The organism is uncultured Draconibacterium sp., from assembly GCF_913063105.1.
In the GTDB taxonomy this organism is placed as follows: Bacteria; Bacteroidota; Bacteroidia; order Bacteroidales; family Prolixibacteraceae; genus Draconibacterium.
Genome location: NZ_CAJXYQ010000002.1, coordinates 213,020 through 231,609 on the forward strand (window position 1 = coordinate 213,020; position 18,590 = coordinate 231,609).

19 protein-coding genes are annotated in these 18,590 nt (G+C 40.7%); 15 read left to right on the top strand and 4 right to left on the bottom strand.

The annotated features are described in order from the left end of the window. The first annotated feature begins 68 nt into the window (after positions 1–68). The 11 genes from QZ574_RS02515 to QZ574_RS02565 all read left to right on the top strand — a co-directional run bounded on the left by QZ574_RS02515 (position 69) and on the right by QZ574_RS02565 (position 10,398). Positions 69–2,030 carry a histidine kinase gene (locus QZ574_RS02515; protein WP_297086438.1) on the top strand — a complete coding sequence of 654 codons (1,962 nt, stop codon included), beginning with the start codon at positions 69–71 and terminating at the stop codon, positions 2,028–2,030. Positions 2,031–2,032: 2 nt separating this feature from the next. After that, positions 2,033–2,779: a LytTR family DNA-binding domain-containing protein gene (locus QZ574_RS02520; RefSeq protein WP_297086441.1), complete on the top strand. Its 747-nt coding sequence runs from the start codon at positions 2,033–2,035 to the stop codon at positions 2,777–2,779. A 112-nt stretch (positions 2,780–2,891) separates the two neighbouring features. Beyond that, a complete protein-coding gene (locus tag QZ574_RS02525) occupies positions 2,892–3,245 on the top strand; it encodes a LytTR family DNA-binding domain-containing protein (RefSeq protein ID WP_297086443.1) in 354 nt (117 codons plus the stop codon). A gap of 83 nt (positions 3,246–3,328) precedes the next feature. After that, positions 3,329–4,900: an OmpA family protein gene (locus tag QZ574_RS02530; protein WP_297086444.1), complete on the top strand. Its 1,572-nt coding sequence runs from the start codon at positions 3,329–3,331 to the stop codon at positions 4,898–4,900. 45 nt (positions 4,901–4,945) lie between these two features. After that, on the top strand, positions 4,946–5,293 hold the full coding sequence (locus tag QZ574_RS02535; protein ID WP_297086446.1) for a DUF805 domain-containing protein: 348 nt from the start codon (positions 4,946–4,948) through the stop codon (positions 5,291–5,293). A 9-nt stretch (positions 5,294–5,302) separates the two neighbouring features. Continuing rightward, positions 5,303–5,794 carry a DUF3592 domain-containing protein gene (locus QZ574_RS02540; protein WP_297086448.1) on the top strand — a complete coding sequence of 164 codons (492 nt, stop codon included), beginning with the start codon at positions 5,303–5,305 and terminating at the stop codon, positions 5,792–5,794. A 104-nt stretch (positions 5,795–5,898) separates the two neighbouring features. Next, a complete protein-coding gene (locus QZ574_RS02545) occupies positions 5,899–6,669 on the top strand; it encodes a TIGR00266 family protein (RefSeq protein ID WP_297086450.1) in 771 nt (256 codons plus the stop codon). A 100-nt stretch (positions 6,670–6,769) separates the two neighbouring features. After that, positions 6,770–7,285 (top strand): outer membrane beta-barrel protein, encoded by a 516-nt coding sequence (locus QZ574_RS02550; RefSeq protein ID WP_297086452.1) that lies wholly within the window; start codon positions 6,770–6,772, stop codon positions 7,283–7,285. 98 nt (positions 7,286–7,383) lie between these two features. Continuing rightward, positions 7,384–8,298, top strand: a complete 915-nt coding sequence (locus tag QZ574_RS02555) for a hypothetical protein (protein ID WP_297086453.1) — start codon at positions 7,384–7,386, stop codon at positions 8,296–8,298. Positions 8,299–8,327: 29 nt separating this feature from the next. Next, complete coding sequence (locus QZ574_RS02560) at positions 8,328–9,377, top strand: hypothetical protein (protein WP_297086455.1); 1,050 nt, start codon at positions 8,328–8,330, stop codon at positions 9,375–9,377. Positions 9,378–9,537: 160 nt separating this feature from the next. Beyond that, positions 9,538–10,398, top strand: coding sequence for a DUF3078 domain-containing protein (locus tag QZ574_RS02565; protein WP_297086457.1), 861 nt, complete (start codon positions 9,538–9,540; stop codon positions 10,396–10,398). A 113-nt stretch (positions 10,399–10,511) separates the two neighbouring features. Here the strand turns inward: QZ574_RS02565 and QZ574_RS02570 are convergent, their stop codons facing one another. Next, positions 10,512–11,414, bottom strand: a complete 903-nt coding sequence (locus QZ574_RS02570; RefSeq protein ID WP_297086459.1) for a DMT family transporter — start codon at positions 11,412–11,414, stop codon at positions 10,512–10,514. A gap of 156 nt (positions 11,415–11,570) precedes the next feature. On the opposite strand from QZ574_RS02570, the gene QZ574_RS02575 reads away from it, so the two are divergent. Genes QZ574_RS02575 through QZ574_RS02585 form a run of 3 tightly spaced genes read left to right on the top strand, consistent with a single transcriptional unit; the run spans position 11,571 to position 12,836 of the window. Then, positions 11,571–11,804: a DUF6132 family protein gene (locus tag QZ574_RS02575; protein WP_297086462.1), complete on the top strand. Its 234-nt coding sequence runs from the start codon at positions 11,571–11,573 to the stop codon at positions 11,802–11,804. Then, positions 11,788–12,087, top strand: a complete 300-nt coding sequence (trxA, locus tag QZ574_RS02580; protein WP_297086464.1) for a thioredoxin — start codon at positions 11,788–11,790, stop codon at positions 12,085–12,087. The genes QZ574_RS02575 and trxA overlap by 17 nt, the downstream gene beginning before the upstream one ends. 8 nt (positions 12,088–12,095) lie before the next feature. After that, complete coding sequence (locus QZ574_RS02585) at positions 12,096–12,836, top strand: class I SAM-dependent methyltransferase (RefSeq protein WP_297086466.1); 741 nt, start codon at positions 12,096–12,098, stop codon at positions 12,834–12,836. Between the two features lie 13 nt (positions 12,837–12,849). Here the strand turns inward: QZ574_RS02585 and QZ574_RS02590 are convergent, their stop codons facing one another. Both QZ574_RS02590 and QZ574_RS02595 read right to left on the bottom strand, forming a co-directional pair. Beyond that, entirely contained in the window at positions 12,850–14,997 is a 2,148-nt protein-coding gene (locus tag QZ574_RS02590) for a DUF5916 domain-containing protein (protein WP_297086468.1), read from the bottom strand. Positions 14,998–15,306: 309 nt separating this feature from the next. Continuing rightward, positions 15,307–15,525, bottom strand: coding sequence for a TetR/AcrR family transcriptional regulator (locus QZ574_RS02595; RefSeq protein ID WP_297086470.1), 219 nt, complete (start codon positions 15,523–15,525; stop codon positions 15,307–15,309). Positions 15,526–15,801: 276 nt separating this feature from the next. Here QZ574_RS02595 and QZ574_RS02600 point away from each other — a divergent pair, with 276 nt between their 5' ends. Beyond that, positions 15,802–16,845, top strand: coding sequence for a nuclear transport factor 2 family protein (locus QZ574_RS02600; protein WP_297086472.1), 1,044 nt, complete (start codon positions 15,802–15,804; stop codon positions 16,843–16,845). Positions 16,846–16,934: 89 nt separating this feature from the next. Here the strand turns inward: QZ574_RS02600 and QZ574_RS02605 are convergent, their stop codons facing one another. Beyond that, positions 16,935–18,482, bottom strand: a complete 1,548-nt coding sequence (locus tag QZ574_RS02605) for a PepSY domain-containing protein (protein WP_297086474.1) — start codon at positions 18,480–18,482, stop codon at positions 16,935–16,937. Positions 18,483–18,590 lie beyond the last annotated feature (108 nt).

Consider the following 18,590-nt stretch of genomic DNA (forward strand, 5'->3'; position numbering starts at 1 on the left):
TATTTTAGTTTGGTTAAAAAATACACAATAACGAACTTAAGTAAATTACCAGGTAAAACTCCTCGTGGATGCATCTTTTCAAAAGCTTTTTATTTAAACTTGGTCTGGCCACATTGGTAAATCTTCTTTTTGCAGGGCAAATTGTTTTTGCACAATCCTTTGATTTTCCCGACAGCCTGGAGGCCGAATTAGCAGCAGCGCAACTTACAAAGCATTTGTCTGAAACAAACGATAGTTTACAAACCATAGATTTACTTTATAATTATTCGGTTTATCTTGATGAAAAAGGAGACCTGGAAGGCTCAACATTGTACATGGAAAAGGCACTAAGTACTGCCGTTGCCATTCAGGATAATCGCCAAATTGCGCGTGTTGGCAATTACCTGGCCACTAATTATTTAATGCTTGGACAGGTAGACATTTCAATAACTACGTATAACCTGGCACTTAAACACGCCGAGCAAACCAATGATTATTCAGAAATTGCCAAAATAAGTATGAACCTGGCTGAAAACTATAATTTTATAGGTGACTACAAGAATGCCATAAAGTTTGGCCTTAATTCTTTGAAGATTAAAGAGTCGGAGCAGGATTGGGAACGTATTTGTTACCATTACATGGCCATGAGTAATATTTTTAAAGAAACCGGCGACCTCGATAAACGGGAAGAATACATCTTGTTGGCCTACCAGATGAAAGATAAGCATGATTGTTCGGTTCCGAGCGATGTAGCCAAAATATACAATGGTTTGGGAGGGGTGGCACAGCAACGCTCGCAATACAAGAAGGCCCTGGCCTATTACGATACTTTAAAAGTGTATTGCGAAGAACACGATTTTGCCCAGGGAATTAATACCGCTTTAACCAACAGCGCATTAATTTACCAGGAACAGCAGAACTACGAGAAGGCTTTGGATTTAATTCTTGAATCGGAAAAATATGCGCACGAAACCCCTTACGATACCATTTTTGCAGATAATTGTAAAACGGAACTGTACCGGAGTTTGAATGAGCCGGAAAAAGCACTGGAACTGGCTATGAAAAATTTTAGACGGCATGAACTGGTTTTCTATAGTGCTGAACACCTTAAGTGTCTTGAGTTTTTATATGAAATAAATTTTCAATTAAAAAATTATCAGGATGCTTACCGTTGGAACGACTCCTTATGGATTTATCGCGACTCTTTAAGTAACCAGGGTGTACGCACTGCCATTGCCGACCTGGAAATGCAATACCAAACCGAAAAAAAAGAACAACAAATTGCCTTGCTTCAGGCAGAAAACCGGATTGAGCAACAGAAAAAGTTGGTGTACATTGCTATTTCTTTGGTTTTACTTTTACTGGTTGTAATCGGAACTTTATTGTATTTTAAAAACAAGCGCGAAAATCAAATTCATCGCCTTGAACTGCGGCAACAATTGCTGCGTTCGCAAATGAATCCGCATTTTTTGTTTAACGCCCTGGGAAGCATCCAGAATTTTATGTACAAAAACGAAACTAAAAAAGCGGCCACCTACCTCGGGAATTTTGCCCGCCTAACCCGTTCAATACTCGAACATTCGGCCGAAGAACAGATTATGTTGTGCGATGAGATTGATTTGTTAAAAAACTATCTAGAGCTGGAAAAAATGCGGGCAAAAGGCGGTTTCAATTATCGCATTCAAATTGCTGATGAAATGGATACCGAGTTTGTAAAAATACCTCCAATGTTGATACAACCATTTGTTGAAAATGCCGTAAAACATGGCTTGCGAAATATTAACTACCCCGGCGAGTTATTACTTGCCTTTTCCGAAACCGAAGATGAATTGCACGTTACAGTAAAAGATAATGGCCACGGGATTGGCAAAACCACTGGAAAAAAGAACCAGAATAAATCGCACCGTTCCATGTCGATGGAAATTTTTAAAGAACGACAAGCCATAATGCTGCGCCGCTATAAAAAGCAAATACAATTTATTGTAAGCGATTTGAGTATGGCCAGCCCGCGCGAAAAAGGAACAGAAGTTAAACTTACCATACCACTTTAATTATGATTCGTACAGTAATTATTGAAGACGAAATACATTTGCGGGAAATTAACCGCATGTTGCTAACCGAAAATTTTCCGGATGTGGAAATTGTTGGAGAAGCCGGACGTGTTGAAGATGCGGTTGAGTTAATAAAATCAGAAAAACCACAGCTGGTGTTGTGTGATATTGAGCTGGAAAATGGCAATTGTTTTCAGGTTTTACAAAAATGCCGACCCTATAATTTCAGGCCTGTTTTTATTACCGCTTTTAATCAGTACGCCATTAAAGCCATTAAATTTAGCGCCATCGATTATATTTTAAAACCGGTAAACGAATTCGAATTTTGCGATGCCATTCAGCGGGCTATCGACAGTATGCCTGAAAAGAATTCGCAACAACAAACCGAAAACCTGCTGGCACATGCCAACTACGGTAAAGCTAATAAAAAGGTAGTTTTACGAACTGCCGATGCCATGCACCTGGTTGATGTTAATGATATTATTTACTGTAAAAGCGATAACAGCTATACCACCTTTTTTCTCCACGATAAAAAAGAAGTTACCGTTTCAAAAAGCATAAAAGAGTTTGCCGAACTGTTTAGCGATTATAATTTCCTTCGCCCGCATCAGTCGTTTTTGGTAAACCTAAACGCCATCACAAAAATTGATAAAACCGATGGTGGTTTTATAATTATGAATAATGGCGCAGAGGTGCCGATATCGTCGCGCCGTAAGCAGCTTATTTTTGAACAGCTCGATAAACTTTAGTCTAACCGTTCATTTCTTACACGCTTTCAAATCCACAACTGGCGTTTTCAAATTCGTTACAAAAATGTTTTGTTGATTGTGTTTTCTTGCACTTGTTAAATACAAAACAACAATGCAAAAACACGATTCCAGATTGGTTCTATCTTCTTCAGACTATTTCTACTTATTTGAAAAAGAAGATATTGTATTTTGCGAAGAGCTTGATGACCAAACCACAATAAACCTGCAAAACGGACAACAATTTAGAGTAGCTTTTTCGCTTGACGAACTAAAACAGAAAATAAATCGTACCGACTTTTTCCAACCTCAAAGTAATTGTTTGGTAAACGCACAATACGTAAGCCGCGTGCAGCAAATTGCAGGTATTGAGGTTTTATTAAAAAATGGTCGTGTAATTCGGGTAAGCCCTAAACTGGCAAAGGAGGTGTTGCAGTTTTTCGAGAAATTTACACGAATTCAAATCTAAATTCTACACATTCATATTAACCCCCAAACACACCAACTGCTTAACGTAATTTTAATCAACAAAAACACTAAAATCATTCTACCATGAAAAAAAGCTTTTCACTTCTTGCAATTTTTACCTTGTGCTTTGTACTTGTAGGCCAGGCCCAGGTTAAAGATGTTGAAAAAGAAGCCAAACGACAAGGTACCAACCGAATTAACAGGAAAATTGATAAAGGAATTGACTCGGGCTTTGATGCCATTGAAGACGGCATTGGGAGTTTATTTGGAAAAAAGAAAAAGAAGAACCAGGGAAGTGTTCAACAGGTTGAGACCAGTATGCAAAATACAAGTGGAGGTTCGAATGTGGGCTCCGGAATTTCCATAGCCGGAAAAGATCCGGAAGCTGTGTTTAACCAATACGGCATGTTTCCACCTGACGGGGCAACTGATGTGCCAATTCCGGTTACCCTAAAATGGACACCAATGAATGGCAACGGTTTTAAAGCAGCCAGCTACGAACTGTATCTGGAAGAAGGCCAAACCAACCCAATGCAAATGTTGGGATCGAGACGAAGTAATACCATTGAATGCAAGGATTTAAAGCCTAACACAACTTATAGTTGGAGTTTTAAAGGACAGGCAGCTAATGGTCAATATATGCCCGGAGGCGGTGGAACTTTTACAACCGGCGACGCTGGCCCCATCAGAATGGATGTGCAGTGGAGTAAGTTTGATTTTGTGCCCGGCGATGAAGTAATTTTTTCCGATGGTCCTGATATAATGGAAGAAAATGGAGAATTCCCCAGTCGTTGGGATTTAGTTCAGGGACAAGTGGAAATTGCCAATGTTAATGGTGAAAATGTAATAATGTTTTTAGATGGCGGCGAAATAATTCCATACCTCGAAAATGCAAACGAAGATTATTTACCGGATGTTTTTACAATAGAATTTGATTATTACACGCCGAAAAATGGAAACAGGCTCTCTATTTACTTAACCGATCGAAAAAATAATCCTCAAAGTGAGTCTCAGGAGTTTGAAATTACCCCAATACGGGTTAGCACCCCTTCAAATGGTTATATCGAGCATCCTGAAAGGGATTATACTTATTGTGAGAACGGCTGCTGGACCCATGTGTCGCTTGCCTTTACTAAAGGTAAATTAAAGGTATATTTAGATGATACTCGTTTGGTAAATATTCCACGCTATACCGAAAATCCCACCGGTTTTACATTCTACCCTTATTTTGCCGATGCTTCGGAGCAAAAGGCATTTTATGCCAAAAATTTCCGCATTGCCAAAGGTGGTGTAAAATACTACGACAGGGTAATGACTGAAGGAAAAATTATTTGTAACGGCATCCGTTTCGACGTAAATAAAGCCACACTAAAACCTGAAAGTATGGGGCCAATCAACAAAATTTACGAGTTAATGAGCAAGCAGCCCGACCTTAAATTTAGCGTTGAAGGTCACACCGATGCCGATGGCGACGATGCCAAAAACCAAACCCTTTCGGAACAACGTGCAAAAGCAGTGGCCGATAAGTTAGTTGAAATGGGAATTTCAGCCGACCGTTTAGCCAGCAAAGGTTTGGGCGAAAGCGTACCGATTGATAATAACAATTCTCCCGAAGGAAAAGCTAATAACAGGCGAGTGGAGTTTGTAAAATTCTAAACCCCGAATTCGTCGTAATCATTATGAAAAATAAAAACTAAAATTATGAATTGGTATTTAAAAGTATTAAAACAGTACGCCGACTTTAATGGACGTGCCAGAAGAAAAGAGTACTGGATGTTTGTTCTTTTTAACATGATTTTTGGAATGATAGCAGGAGCTGCAGATGCCGCCCTGGGAACCTGGGGCGCCCTTAGCGGATTATATGGTTTGGCCATGTTAATTCCGGGAATAGCTGTTGGTGTAAGACGTTTACACGATACAGGCAAAAGCGGCTGGATGTTGTTGGTTGCTTTTATTCCGGTAATTGGATTTATCTGGCTGCTGATTTTGCTGGTGTCCGATAGTGCCCCCGGAAACAACGTGTACGGAGAGAATCCAAAATATCAATAGTGTTGTGTTATGAGAAAAAGACAATCACCGCTAGGTACGTTAATTTTTGCTGTAATATTTTTTACGGCTGGTCTTATGGCCTACCAGCACTTAACAAAACCTATTGCCGAGGAAGCCGAAGCTAGCAAAGGCTGGCCATCTGTTGATGGAATAATTACGCTTTCAGAAATGAATAAAACCCGCAACAGCGATGGTAATGACATGTATTCGGCCGCAGTTGCCTACAGCTATTCGGTTAACGGAAAAGCATACAGCTGTTCCGGAATTCGCGTTGTTGATGGTTCTACCAGCTCAAAAACCAGCGTAAAAAAGCAATTACGTAAATATTTTAAAGGAAAGAATGTGAAAGTATTTTACGATCCTGAATTTCCGGAAACCGCAGTGCTTGAGCAGGGAACAGGTTTTCTTTTTGGCATGTTGCTGAAACTGCCACTCCTTTTTTGCCTTGTTTCGGTGCTCATGGTTTTGGGCTTGTTTAAACGTTTGTTATTCGGAAGATAAAAGAATCAATCAAAAAAAAATAGGAAGGCATTTAGCAAAAGTGCGAAATTTTTACCTCCATACTTTTCGCATTCTGCCCGGTGCCCCAAACAAAAATTAGAAGAATGAATTCACACGAAGTAGATTACAAAATTGGCGGACACGACATTCAATACGTTGAAATTGAACTTGATCCGCAGGAAACAGTAATAGCCGAAGCCGGCGCCATGCTGTACATGAAAGAGGGTATTGATTTTCAGACCAAAATGGGCGATGGTTCAGAACCCGACAAAGGCGTTTTCGGGAAATTATTGTCGGCAGCCTCGCGCAAAATTGCCGGCGAGTCGATTTTTATTACCCATTTTACCCACCGCGGAGTGGGCAAGGGACATGTGGCTTTTGCCGCGCCATATCCCGGTACCATTGTGCCCATAGAGTTAAATGAGCTGGGTGGATCGGTAATCGTACAACGCGATGCTTTTTTGTGTGCTGCTTTAGGTACCAAAATAAGTATGCACTTTAACCGTAAACTGGGCGCCGGTTTTTTTGGCGGCGAAGGTTTTATTCTGCAAAAACTTCAGGGCGATGGGCGTGCCTTTATTCATGCCGGCGGAACACTTATTGAACACGAACTAAACAACGAAACCCTGCGCGTAGATACGGGCTGTGTTGTAGGTTTCCAGGAAGGAATTGACTTTAGCATTGAAAAAGCCGGTGGCATGAAATCGATGATTTTTGGTGGTGAAGGCTTGTTTTTGGCAACCCTGCGCGGAACCGGAAAAGTGTGGTTGCAATCCATGCCTATCAGCAAACTTATTGAACAGCTGTCGCCCGGAAGCGCAAACGCCGGTAAGGAACAACGTGGTGGCTTACTTGAAAACCTGTTGGAAGGATAATCAGTTCAGAAAATAACAAAATTAGCAGGGCTCGATTTAATAAAGGGCTAAGCTGCAATTATTTAACAAAACATAATTATTAATCTTTAAATTTTATTAAATGAAAACTCTTTTAAAAACACTTGTTTTTTCAGTACTTTTTTTTGTGGCGGCTCAGTCACAGGCACAAATTAGTGTAGGTGGCGGATTATGGTATGGCAGCGATATCAATTCAATTGGAATTAGTGTTAACGGCAAGTACGACTTTAACGAGAAATGGGCAGCAGCACCTGCGTTTACCTATTTTCTTGAAAAAGATTATGTGAAGTGGTCGGCATTGGATTTGGACGCCAATTACAATATTACCGAGTTGGAAAACATTGGTTCGTTGTACGCCATTGGTGGTTTGGGTATCACTTTCTGGAGTGTTGATTTCGACGGAGGCACCATCGATATGGGGGAATTTGGTTCCTATGACCTGGGTGTGGATGCTTCTGGCTCTGATGTTGGGGTAAATCTTGGGGTTGGACTTAATATTGCAGCATCAGAAAAATTTGCCATTGCCCCCGAAATAAAATATACCATAAGCGATGGAAGCTACCTGCGAATTGGGGCTAAAATTTTATTTGGTTTGTAGAAACTCAGCAAAATATTTGAAGAGAGTCAATGCTTAGGCATACTCTCTTCACCCCCTTTGCATGCAAAAATATGTTGGCATTCACCTATTTTCTAGCCATGAAAAAAATACAGCTTTTGCTTTTTATTCTTTTTTGCTCTACCCTCCTAAAGGCCCAAAAAATTGAGCCGATACTTTGTGTTGAAAACTGTGGAGCAGCGGTTTTAATAAACAACGAGCCAATTATGGCTCTTGTTGAATACCGCGATGAGAAACCTAAAATGACTTTTTTTAACCTCAAAAAAAAGAAAGTAATGCAACGTTTTAATTGCATACTTCCTGAAAATAAGATTGCACACATTATACCTTGCGACGATGGAATGTTATACCTGATTACCCAAAAAGAAAACAACGAGCAGGGGCCTCCGTTTTTTGATGCCATTTACGGTTTTAATTACAAGACCGACCAGTTAAAGCTTTATTACAAAGAAGAGGCAGAGGTCTATCTTCCCCGCTCGGCCAATGCTGTGCACACAAAACTGGTGCTTTACCGCGGAACATTCTCAAAACAACCATTAATATTTAATACCGAAACCCTGGCCTTTGAGCCATTTTCGGACGACGAATCGCTGCGAATGTTGTTTTCTACTGATGACGGCGATAAGTATATCGTATTTAAAACAACCGAGTATCGTGCCGATGATACAGTTCCTGTTTATGTAATGAAAAAAGATGGGACGATGAGTGAAACAGTTGGAATTTACGACTCCAGGATGACACTCTCGACCAATGAAGAAGAGAATCGACTGCCCGGAGTTACCATTACCAATCCCCAGTACAATTGGGTGATTCAGGCCTTTAATTGCAGTGGTCTTCCCTTAAGCGGTTTTGGTATTGCAACCCGTCCGGGTCTGGCAAAAATCTATAATCAATTCGCCAATCTTTACGATATTTCGGAACTTACCAGCGCCACAGGCAGCTTTGTAATTGCCAAAGCTAAAACAACCCTTTTTGTTTATGCTATTCAAAAATAATCATATAATTAATAGTAAAACTACTCATGATGAAAAATGTATTATTAATTGTTTTGGCCTTTATTTGCCTTAATGGTAGCGGGCAGGAAGCAAAAAAGTACCTGGTAAAATCAGGGTACCTAAAACTTGAACTTAGTGGAAATACCACCGGAACAAAAGAATTATGGTGGGATGATTACGGTCAGAAATCGTGTGAGCTGGAAAACTCCACCACCACAACAAAAATGTTTGGTATGAAAAATACCGAAAAAAAGCATATGCTGACCATTTTGGTAAAAGACAGGTTTTGGACTGTTGATTACGAAGATGGTACTGCAGCAAAAGGTATTTTACCTTATTACAACGATGCGCAGGAGTCTGCCGGAAGCATGACAGAGCAGGAACAGCAGGAGTTTGCAGATGAAATGCTAAACCAGTTGGGCGGAAAACGTTTGGCAACCGAAGAGTTGAACGGATATAAATGTGATGTTATTAAGCTTATGGGGGCAAAATCGTGGATATATAAAGGAATTAATTTGAAAACAGAAGCCAAAGTGCTGGGGATTGAGACCAATGAAATGTTTACGGCCTTTAAGCCCAACAGCAGTGTGCCGGCTTCTAAATTTACTCCTCCCACCGATGTAGAGTTCGAAGACATGAACCAGACAGCAAATGGTTTTATGGGGGCTTTTGCCGAGATGGACGATTTTGAAGAAGAGGACGAGGATGAAATAGTTCCGGTTGACTACTCGTACGTGAAGTTTAAAGAAACGGTAGAGGCGTGTAAAATAGAAGGTTATACCTGCGCACGAACAAGCAATGTGGAAGGTATTTTTACAGCCGCTTTTATGAATGGTCAAAACATATTAATGGTAATGCTGCAACACGAGGATAATATAGAAGAAAACAATCCGGAACTGTTAAGTTTTCAGCCGTTTAAACATAGGGGGCATACCTGCCGCTACGGAAGTATAGAAGAAGAAAGCGGGTCGGCATTGTTGGTTGAATATCCTTCGGATGATATGAACCTGATGCTGGTAGCCATACCTGAAAAGAATAAAGAAGAATTGCTGCAAATAGAAAAAAAACTTCAGTTTTAAGCACTGAAGCTGGTAGATTGATTCCCTTGCCCGACTCCGATGAGAGACGGGTAGGGGATTTTTGTTTTCATTTTAGTAATGTTATGCCAACAATTTTGTTTTACCTTTGTTTACTTAACATTAGTTAAAAATAGATTGCGTTAACAAACAAAAAACAAACATGAAAAAATTACTATCCTTATTTCTGTTGCTCCCAGTGCTGGCTTTTGCACAGGAAAAAAAAGACACACTTTGGACAACCAGTGGTAATACAACCCTTAATTTTTCGCAGGTAGCATTAAGCAATTGGGCTGCCGGGGGTAAAAGTTCCATGTCGGGGGTGATGATGTTAAACCTGGCTACCAATTACAAAAAAGACAAAGTAGCCTGGGACAATAGTTTCGATTTTCGTTATGGTTTTTTAAAAGAAGAAGATGTTGATTTGCGAAAATCGGATGACAAAATTGATATTGCATCGAAGCTGGGGATTGAAGCCAAAAAGAATTGGTATTATACGGGCTTGTTAAATTTTAAATCGCAGTTTGCAGCCGGATATAATTACCCTGACACGGATAATGCCATTTCAAAATTTATGGCGCCAGGTTACCTAAATCTTGGTGTGGGTATGGATTATAAAACCGATAAATTCTCAGCTTTGCTGGCACCGGTTTCCGGTAAATTTACTTTTGTAACCGACGATGATCTTTCAGCCCAGGGCGCCTTTGGTGTTGAGCCCGGCAAAAAATCACGCGCAGAAATGGGGGCAACTGTAAAGTTGCAGTTGGTTACCGATATTGTAAAAAATGTAACCCTGGATACCAAGATTGATTTCTTCTCGAATTATTTTGAGGACCCGCAAAATATTGATATCGACTGGACCATGAAAATTATTATGAAGGTGAACGATTACCTGTCGGCCAACCTGATAACCCAGCTGATATACGACGACGATGTGCTTATTCTGAATCCGGATACAGGATCGGAAGTACCACGTTTGCAGTTTATGGAGTCGTTTGGGGTAGGTCTTACATTTAAATTCTAATCAATTAGAAAAAATATATTTAAAAGCTTTCTGAACTAATCAGGAAGCTTTTTTTTGCCAACTTTTTATTTGGCCTGTTTATAAGCAAAAGTAATTTTTATTCACTTCCTTTTTTATAAAACCGTTCCCAGGGTAATTAGTAAGATTCCGCTTAAGATACCAACGAGGTAGGCACCTTTCTTTTTAAGGTTTTGTTCACGAAATAACAGGCCGCCAAATACAAAAGCTACCAAAACACTTCCGCGACGCAGGGCTGAAATTACCGAAATTAATGCATCTTCGTTGCTTAAGGCATAAAAGTAAAGGTAGTCGGCAATTACCAAAAATACCCCGATTAAGGGGATGGTCCAGCGCCACTCGAAGTGTATGTTTTTACGCTTTCGTATTTTTTCATTCAGTAAAACAAAAGGCAATAAAATTACCGCCTGGTATACCGAAAACCAGGCTTGTACCGCAACCCTGTCGATTCGCCGCAGGATAAATTTATCGTACAGCCCGCTGCAGGCACCCAATAAGGTAGCAGCTACAATAAAATAAATCCATTTGTTTCGTTTAAACTCTATGCCTTCCAGTTTTCCGGCCGTTGAAAAAAGGTAAAAGAAAACCAGGGTAACCAAAATGCCAATCCATTGGCAAAGGTTTAACCTTTCGTGAAAAATTAGGAGGGCACCAATAAGTGTCCATAATGGGCCTGTTGCCCGTATGGGTGCAACAATGGTAATGGGCAGGTGTTTTAGGGCAAAAAAGGCCAGTACCCAACTGGCTACCACTATGGCCGATTTTAGCAACACCTGCAAATGCTCGTTAAAGGTAAGCTGAGGAACAAAAAGTCCGGTGTTGGCTAATAAATCAGGCACTTGAAACGAAAGCACAATTAAAGGCAAAAAAATGAGCGTGCTGGCAACTGTTGAAAAAAACAAGACCGGCATAACCGCGTTATTGTTTACCGATTGCTTTTTGAAAATGTCGTAAATGCCTAAAAATAAGGCCGAAGCCAAACCAAATAATGCCCACATAATGTTTTTAAAGCGACTAAAAGTAAGGGATAAATCTGAGTTGAATATTTCCTAAAGGTTATGATTTAAGCGAAATCTATTTCCAATCATTTTTTTCGATGCCAATTTTAAAACCATCTATCACTAGCTTTGTTTTAGGAGAGTAAGTGCAATTAGATGAAATTTATTAAACAAAAACAAATCGCCTTAATCCTGTTGGTAATTGGTGCCATTGGAGGATTTCTGTATTGGAAATATGTAGGGTGTTTGAGTGGTACCTGTAAAATTAAATCGGTGTGGTACTGGAGTACCTTGTGGGGAGCAGCAATAGGTTATTTGGTAGGCGATACCATTAACGATATTGTATTAAAAATTAAAAGTAGAAAGCAGCAGAATGATAGGGAAATTTAATAATGTTATTAATTGTAACCGACCGGTTTTGGTTGACTTTTATGCCGATTGGTGTGGGCCTTGCAAACAGATGCCACCAATTTTAAAACAGGTAAAAGAAGAACTAAAGGAGCAAGTAAAGATTATAAAAGTTGATGTTGACCGTAATCCGAATATAGCTTCAAAATACCAGATTAGAAGTATCCCAACATTGATGTTGTTTATTAACGGCGAATTAAAATGGACAGGTAAGGGTGTGCGCCCGGCCTGGGAAGTGAAGAATATTGTTGAGCAATATTTGTAAATTTGCACATGACCGATAGACAAAATTCTTTTTATACCTCAATATCCAGGTATTACAGCGATATCTTTCCTTTTAACCCTATGCAACTGGCTTTTGTGAAAGCAAAGTTGAAAACTCTTGAAGAAAAAACAATTCTTGATATTGGTTGTGCTACCGGCGAACTGGCCTTTCATCTGGCCAGCCAGGGAGCAAAAGTAACAGGAATTGATTTGAATGCCGATTTGTTACAACAGGCAAGGCAAAACAGGAAACACCAGAACCTTAGTTTTCTGATGGGAAACATGCTGGAGTTGAAAAACGACTTTTCCCATCGGCAGTTTGATGCCGTATTGTGTTTCGGAAATACCCTGGTACACCTGAATTCGGAAAAAGAAGTTTTGCAAATGCTACAAAATGCCAGAGCGGTGTTAAAACCCGGAGGGCAACTGTTGTTGCAAATTCTGAATTACGATTACATTTGCAGCCATCCTGTTCGGGAGCTTCCTATAATTGAGACCGATGCCATTAAGTTTATTCGATACTACAATTTTTCAGATGATACTGACTTAATTGGCTTTGAAACACGTTTGGAAATTAAAGCTGAAAATCGTACTGTAGCTAACGAAACTCCTTTGCTGGCATTAAAAAGTGCAGCGCTAAAAACCTTAATCAAGAATGCAGGCTTTAAAAACATTCAGGTGTATGCCAATTTTAAACAGGAAGCCTTTGGCGGGGCACATTTACCTTTGGTGGTAAGTTGCGAGGGATAGCTTAATCGTATTTTTATAAAGCCAATCCATAAGTTAGTTTCACGATAAGCTGATTTTGATCTTGTCGCCACTTGTCGGTAATTTTTGGTTGAATATTGTGTTTGTACACCACAAAAAGATCGCCCAGTGGCGCAAAGGTCCAGCGCAAACGCGAATAGCTGCCAACCGATTCCGACTCATTATCGTACTGGGTAAACAAGCTGAAGTTTAGGTTCGAATTAATATTCAGAGCGGTTCTTACAGCCAGCAGCTCTTTACTGAAATCGCCTGCCGGAATTCGGGCAATATTGTTCTCGTAACTAAATTCCAAAATTAAAAACGACATTAGACGCCAATTCAGTTGCAGCTCTACTTGATCGAGATTGCCGCCATAAAAGCCACCGCAACGATAGGCTGCCGTTCCGTTAACAGCACGTTTGCTGGCTGTTGATGCTTCAAATTCGAAACTCGACCAATGATAGGCGCCCGGCTCAATGGTCACATCTTCTGCAATGTAGAACGAATCTTTTAAAAACTCGCCTGAGGGGGCAAAATTCAACGAAAAATTATCGCCACTTTCCAGGCTTACATTAATTGGGGTGAATGATAGTTCATAGCTTTCCCAATTGTGATTTAAATCGGTAGTTAACGATGGACTAAAGCGAAACTGGTGTTGCCGGATTACTCTATTTTCCGGACGTGGCATATACGCAACTTTCGCCGAATAGGTACTTATATTGTTGCGCGACACAAAACCCATCGACGGCTCAAATGCATCGCCAATGCGCCGGTACTGTACAAACCAATCCCACAAGTCGTTGGGGTAATCTATTTTAAATCCAACAGCCGATTTGTCGCCATCCAGGCCTTCGCGGTTTGCATACATGCCCCAAACACCAATCAAAAAGTTTTTGTTTCCACCAAAAGTAGAGGTTTGGTACGTAAAATCAATACCACCGGACCAGGCGTTGTTGCGGTTACCCGGGTCGCCTATGGTTGTAATCATGCCAACCGACGATTCTTTTAAAATATTTTGCTTGACCCTTAAAACACCCATTTTTGATGATGGAATCACCGAATTTACATCGCCCGTTTGGGTAACCAGGCCACCAAAATAGGTGTTGTTTACCTTGCCATTAACCTTAGCCCCCCAATTAATGGGTACTTCCTGGTTGTTGTATAGCCCAATTCTGCGGCTGTAGAACGGCATTAGAGATCGACCAAGGCTTATTCCAAAATCAAAAATATCAGCACCTTCGAGGAAAAACTGGCGCTTTTCGGGATAAAGCAGTGGAAAGCGCGTGAGGTTGGTTTGTCGCGAATCAACCTCCGTTTCGGCAAAATCAGTATTAACGGTTAGCTGAGCGGTGATGTCGGTAGTAATACGCTGGGTAATATCAAGGCTGGGCTTTAAATCGTAGTTTGCCGACTCGGTTCCGTCCTGAGTAAGTTTACCGGTTAACGAAACTCTTGGTGTTAGCCCAATTCCGGAATTAAACAGCGGAACATTACTCAAACTTCCGGCATGCAGGGTTTGCCCCACTTTGTAATCCATGCTAATTCCTGACCAACGGTTTACTTCGAGTAGTCGCTGAATCCGACGTTCCACATTAAACCCCCACGAATCAAGTTTTTTATTGTAGGTAAGTGTGCTCACCGGAATCCGTATTTCGGCGCTCCACGAATTGGTGTTAATAGAAGTTTTGGCATCCCACGGACCATCCCAATTTGAGTTTTCTGATTCGCCGTTATTGGAAACCAGTGCATCGTATCGGGCAGCAAAGGGATTTATGGCAAATATGTAGCCATTTCGTCCATCGTTAAACGTATCGAAAATTATTTTCAGGTAGTCTTCGTCTTCCAGCTCCGAGTCTCTTGCCTTCGAGAAGGCAACAATAGCGCCGGGTTGTGTGTCGAAACAGGTAATTCCAACATAAATGTTTTTAGCGTCGGCAAGCACTTTAACGGTGGTGTTATATGTAGGCGCTCCATTTTCAATGGGTTCTACCATGCCCAGGGTTGTTATTGAATCAGACTGTTGCCAACCAGCTTCATTTAGCAAGCCGTCGACCCGAATCGTTTCTTCAGAAAAAGTAAAGGCGATTACAGGCTTTTTTGTTGATTGCCCTATAGATTGAAGGTGAAGCAATAGTAAGAATATCCAGAGGAAGTGGTTTTTCATAGGTAATTAATTGGTCGGTACAAAATTATACGACTAAAGAAACTGATTTTTGGACAGTTAACCTTGAAAAACGATAATAAATTTTGAAAACGACCTGCTGTAAAAGGTCTCCGGAAATATAAAAACAACAGTACCATTCTCAGCAGCAAGGAGGATACAGCTTTGGCCCGCTAAGAAAACCCTGATTACCCTAAAGTAGAACCAGGCTAAACTTTAAACAACTGAGCAGCCTTTTGCAGTTTTTTCCTGAAAAGCCAGTAAAATCGATATAGACTGTTTAATAGTTTCAGCTCCACCAGGTGTGTCTTTTTATTTGTATACTGGTGCATTTAGTTTTTGTGCATAACAGCTAATGCTTTTTTCGAGTAAGCCACTTTTGCTTCCAAAACTTGCATAAATTGAAAATTTGTTAATTCCCATAGCTTTCTCAAGCTGGTGCATTGAGGTAGTTTCATAACCATTTTCCCAGAATACATTCATGGCTTTTTCCAGTACCTCTTGTTCGTTGTATGCTTTATTTCGTGGCATTGCTGTTAATTAATGGGGTAAAACTAAACAATCAGTTAGAAATAATCAGTTAACGTGATGTTAATGGTTTAGCAAGATGCTTTTTGTAGTAAAATTTAATTTGAAAGTGAAAATTAATCAATCGGTACAGCGATATTAATTTAGAGCTGGCTTCAACGACTTTTTGAATTGTGTTGTATTTATGTTCAATTGTAAACAAAATGCACTTGTAGGGGTTTAAATATCAGTGTGTTGTTCATTTTTTTCTACTGTAAAATCAAAAAAAGGAGGTAACCAATGAAAAAGCTTTTCCGACTATCAGCCATTCTCACCTGCACTATTTTTTCCTCATTAATGCTGTCTTGTTCAAACGACGACTCTGATGACGATACCGCTCAGCTCCAACAGGAGCGATTGGAAATTGGGCGTGCCCTGCTTGAAGTGCAGGCGCCTGAGGTAGCCGACATACTGCCTTATTACACCGACGACATAGAATACCACGACCCCATAGTTGACATCAACGGTATTGAGGATATGACCGCTTTCCTGAATCAGCTTATTTTGGGGGCATCGCCTAATCTTGTTACCATTATTGAAGATGAAACGCTTATCGGCGACATCTATTCGGCAACGTGGACCATGTCGGGCGATTTTCTTAATTCACCCTACCAGGCAAAGGGTATTTCTATCTTTAAATTTTTGCCTAACACTACGCAAGTATATTATCAACGCGATTATTATTCCGAAGGGGATATAATGGCAACAATACCCGGGTTGGATGAAGCAATTGGGGGATTTAGGGCCTATTACCGTTGTGCAGTTGACCCCACTTTCGATTGTCCGTTTCCTCCTTCAGCTTTAAATATCGAAAATTCAGCTTTACAAGCTGTGAATAAGTCGGTTAATGATCAACTAACAGTTGGACGCCAACTGGTTGAAATTCATGCCGGAAACTGGACGGAGGTTATTCCTGCATTGGCGGCCGATTACGAATATCACGACCCCATTGTTGATATTTATAGCCCTGATACCATGGCTTTGTTTCTGGCACGTTTATTTGCCGGTTCGTCGGATTTATACACTACTGTTGAAGATGAAACACTGGTTGACGATATTTACATGGCCACCTGGACAATGGCCGGCGAATTTAACGGCGCTCCGTTTAGTGCACCCGGTATGTCGATAGTTAAGTTTGTTGAAGGTACAACCCAAAGCTATTATTCGAGGGATTATTATACCGAAGGAGATGTTATGCTTGGAGTTCCGGAACTTGCCGATGCCGTAAATGGTTTTCGTATATACTATCGTAGTGCCGTAGACCCTGGCTTTGAAGGCCCATAGCAGAGATAATGACGATTATTCCTGTAATCTGCTTTAGTATCTATTTGGTAAGAGGAAGAGTTAACGAATTGGAGAAGAATTAACACTTGTTACTTTTTTTCTGCACTGGTTAGTTTCTTTCGGTGTAGTTTCCACCACAAATACAGTCCACTAAGCAGCACAAGCATAATACAAACGCCGGCCAGTGGTACAAACAAAATATAAAAGCTGCCTACCAGGTGTTCAAAAATTCGTCCGGTGTGTATTTCCAGGGCCACATTCCATAAAGCCATTGGAGATGCTTGTCGTATATTTTCAGGCATGGCGCCAAATGTTGACTCCTGATTTTTGGCGTTTAGCTCCATTGCGCCCCGACTGTAATCGAACCACCAGCTTTTGTTTTTGCACTGCACCAGCCCGCTTACAGTATTTGTACCAATAGGCCGTGTCATGCCCTGTGGTGCCTGGTATGTTTCCCCACTAAAAAAGTTGCTTATACCACCATTTTGCAAGTTCCACAAATACATTCCGCTAAACGAACCAATCATTAGGTGGTGCGTGCCTATAGGTTTTAGCACATTACACCCCATAACACTCACTGGTGGTTGTAAAGGAGCAGGCCGAAGATTTTTACTCAAACTCTCTTCAGCAAAATAAAAACCATCGGAAGTAGAAAAAATATATTGTTGCCTTTCTTCATCCCAGTAAATACGTCGTAGTTTGTCAAACCACGGATTAGGACTGTCGAGGTGGGTACCCGGAATTATGCCCACTTGTTTTGGCGCAATGGCAATTAGCAGTGGCGGGCGCAGGTGCATCCCTGTAAAAGTGTTTATGAGTAAAAAAAGCACAAATCCATACCCTGCGGCGTTGTGCCAGCTTAAGTTGCGTTTTTTGGTTTTAATAAATGCCGCCTTTTGTTTGTGCTTATGTTTTACGCGTTTAATCAACTTTGGAAAGAAAAAATGCAGCAGGCCGCTTAACGAAAGAAAAATGGTAACCAGCCCAAGCAAATCAACAAAAAGTTTTCCGGGCGTTCCAAAAAGTTCGCCGCTGTGTAACTGCCACATTGTTGTAAAAAGCCCTGTTTTTTGTTGATAATGAAGTGGTTTGGGAAGTTGAATCGTGTTGAATTGTTGTCCGTTCGTACTCTTTAGCAGATAATGCCGGGTGAGTACCAGCAATTCATCATCTTTGCAGATTACATCGGCAATGCGTTCCTTTTTTACCGGAAGAGGTATTTTTTCCCACTCTTGTTCATCAAACCGCCGCTTGTAAAGCCCCATATGTGTACCTGCAAAAAAGTGGTTGGAAAAGCTTACCAAGGAATAAATCTTTCTGTTGTCAATTCCTTGCGGAAAACCCTGGTTAAAGTCAGTAAAAGTTTGCAGATTATCGTCTGATTTCCACACCCCGGTATTTCCAAAAATAAGAGTACTGTTGTTCCAAGCCAACGAACCACGCACGGCTGCCTGGTTCCAGTTGTTGTAGCGGTAGTTTTCAGGAAGCAGCTTTCGTGAAACCGAAATTCCCGAAAACAGTTGCCGGTGGTTCATAATAATTCCTGTTGTTGCGAACAAAATGGCAATAAAAGCAATAATTATGGCCGGCCATTTATGTAATTTCTTGCAAGTTTTTATGAAACGCTTTCTGGACATACGCTGTAATTAACGGGAGCAAATGTGCCTGAATTTTTCAACACAGGTTGTAACATTTGATACAAAAAAAGTAAACACGCTTGCTTAAACAAGTGGTTGGATTAGTTG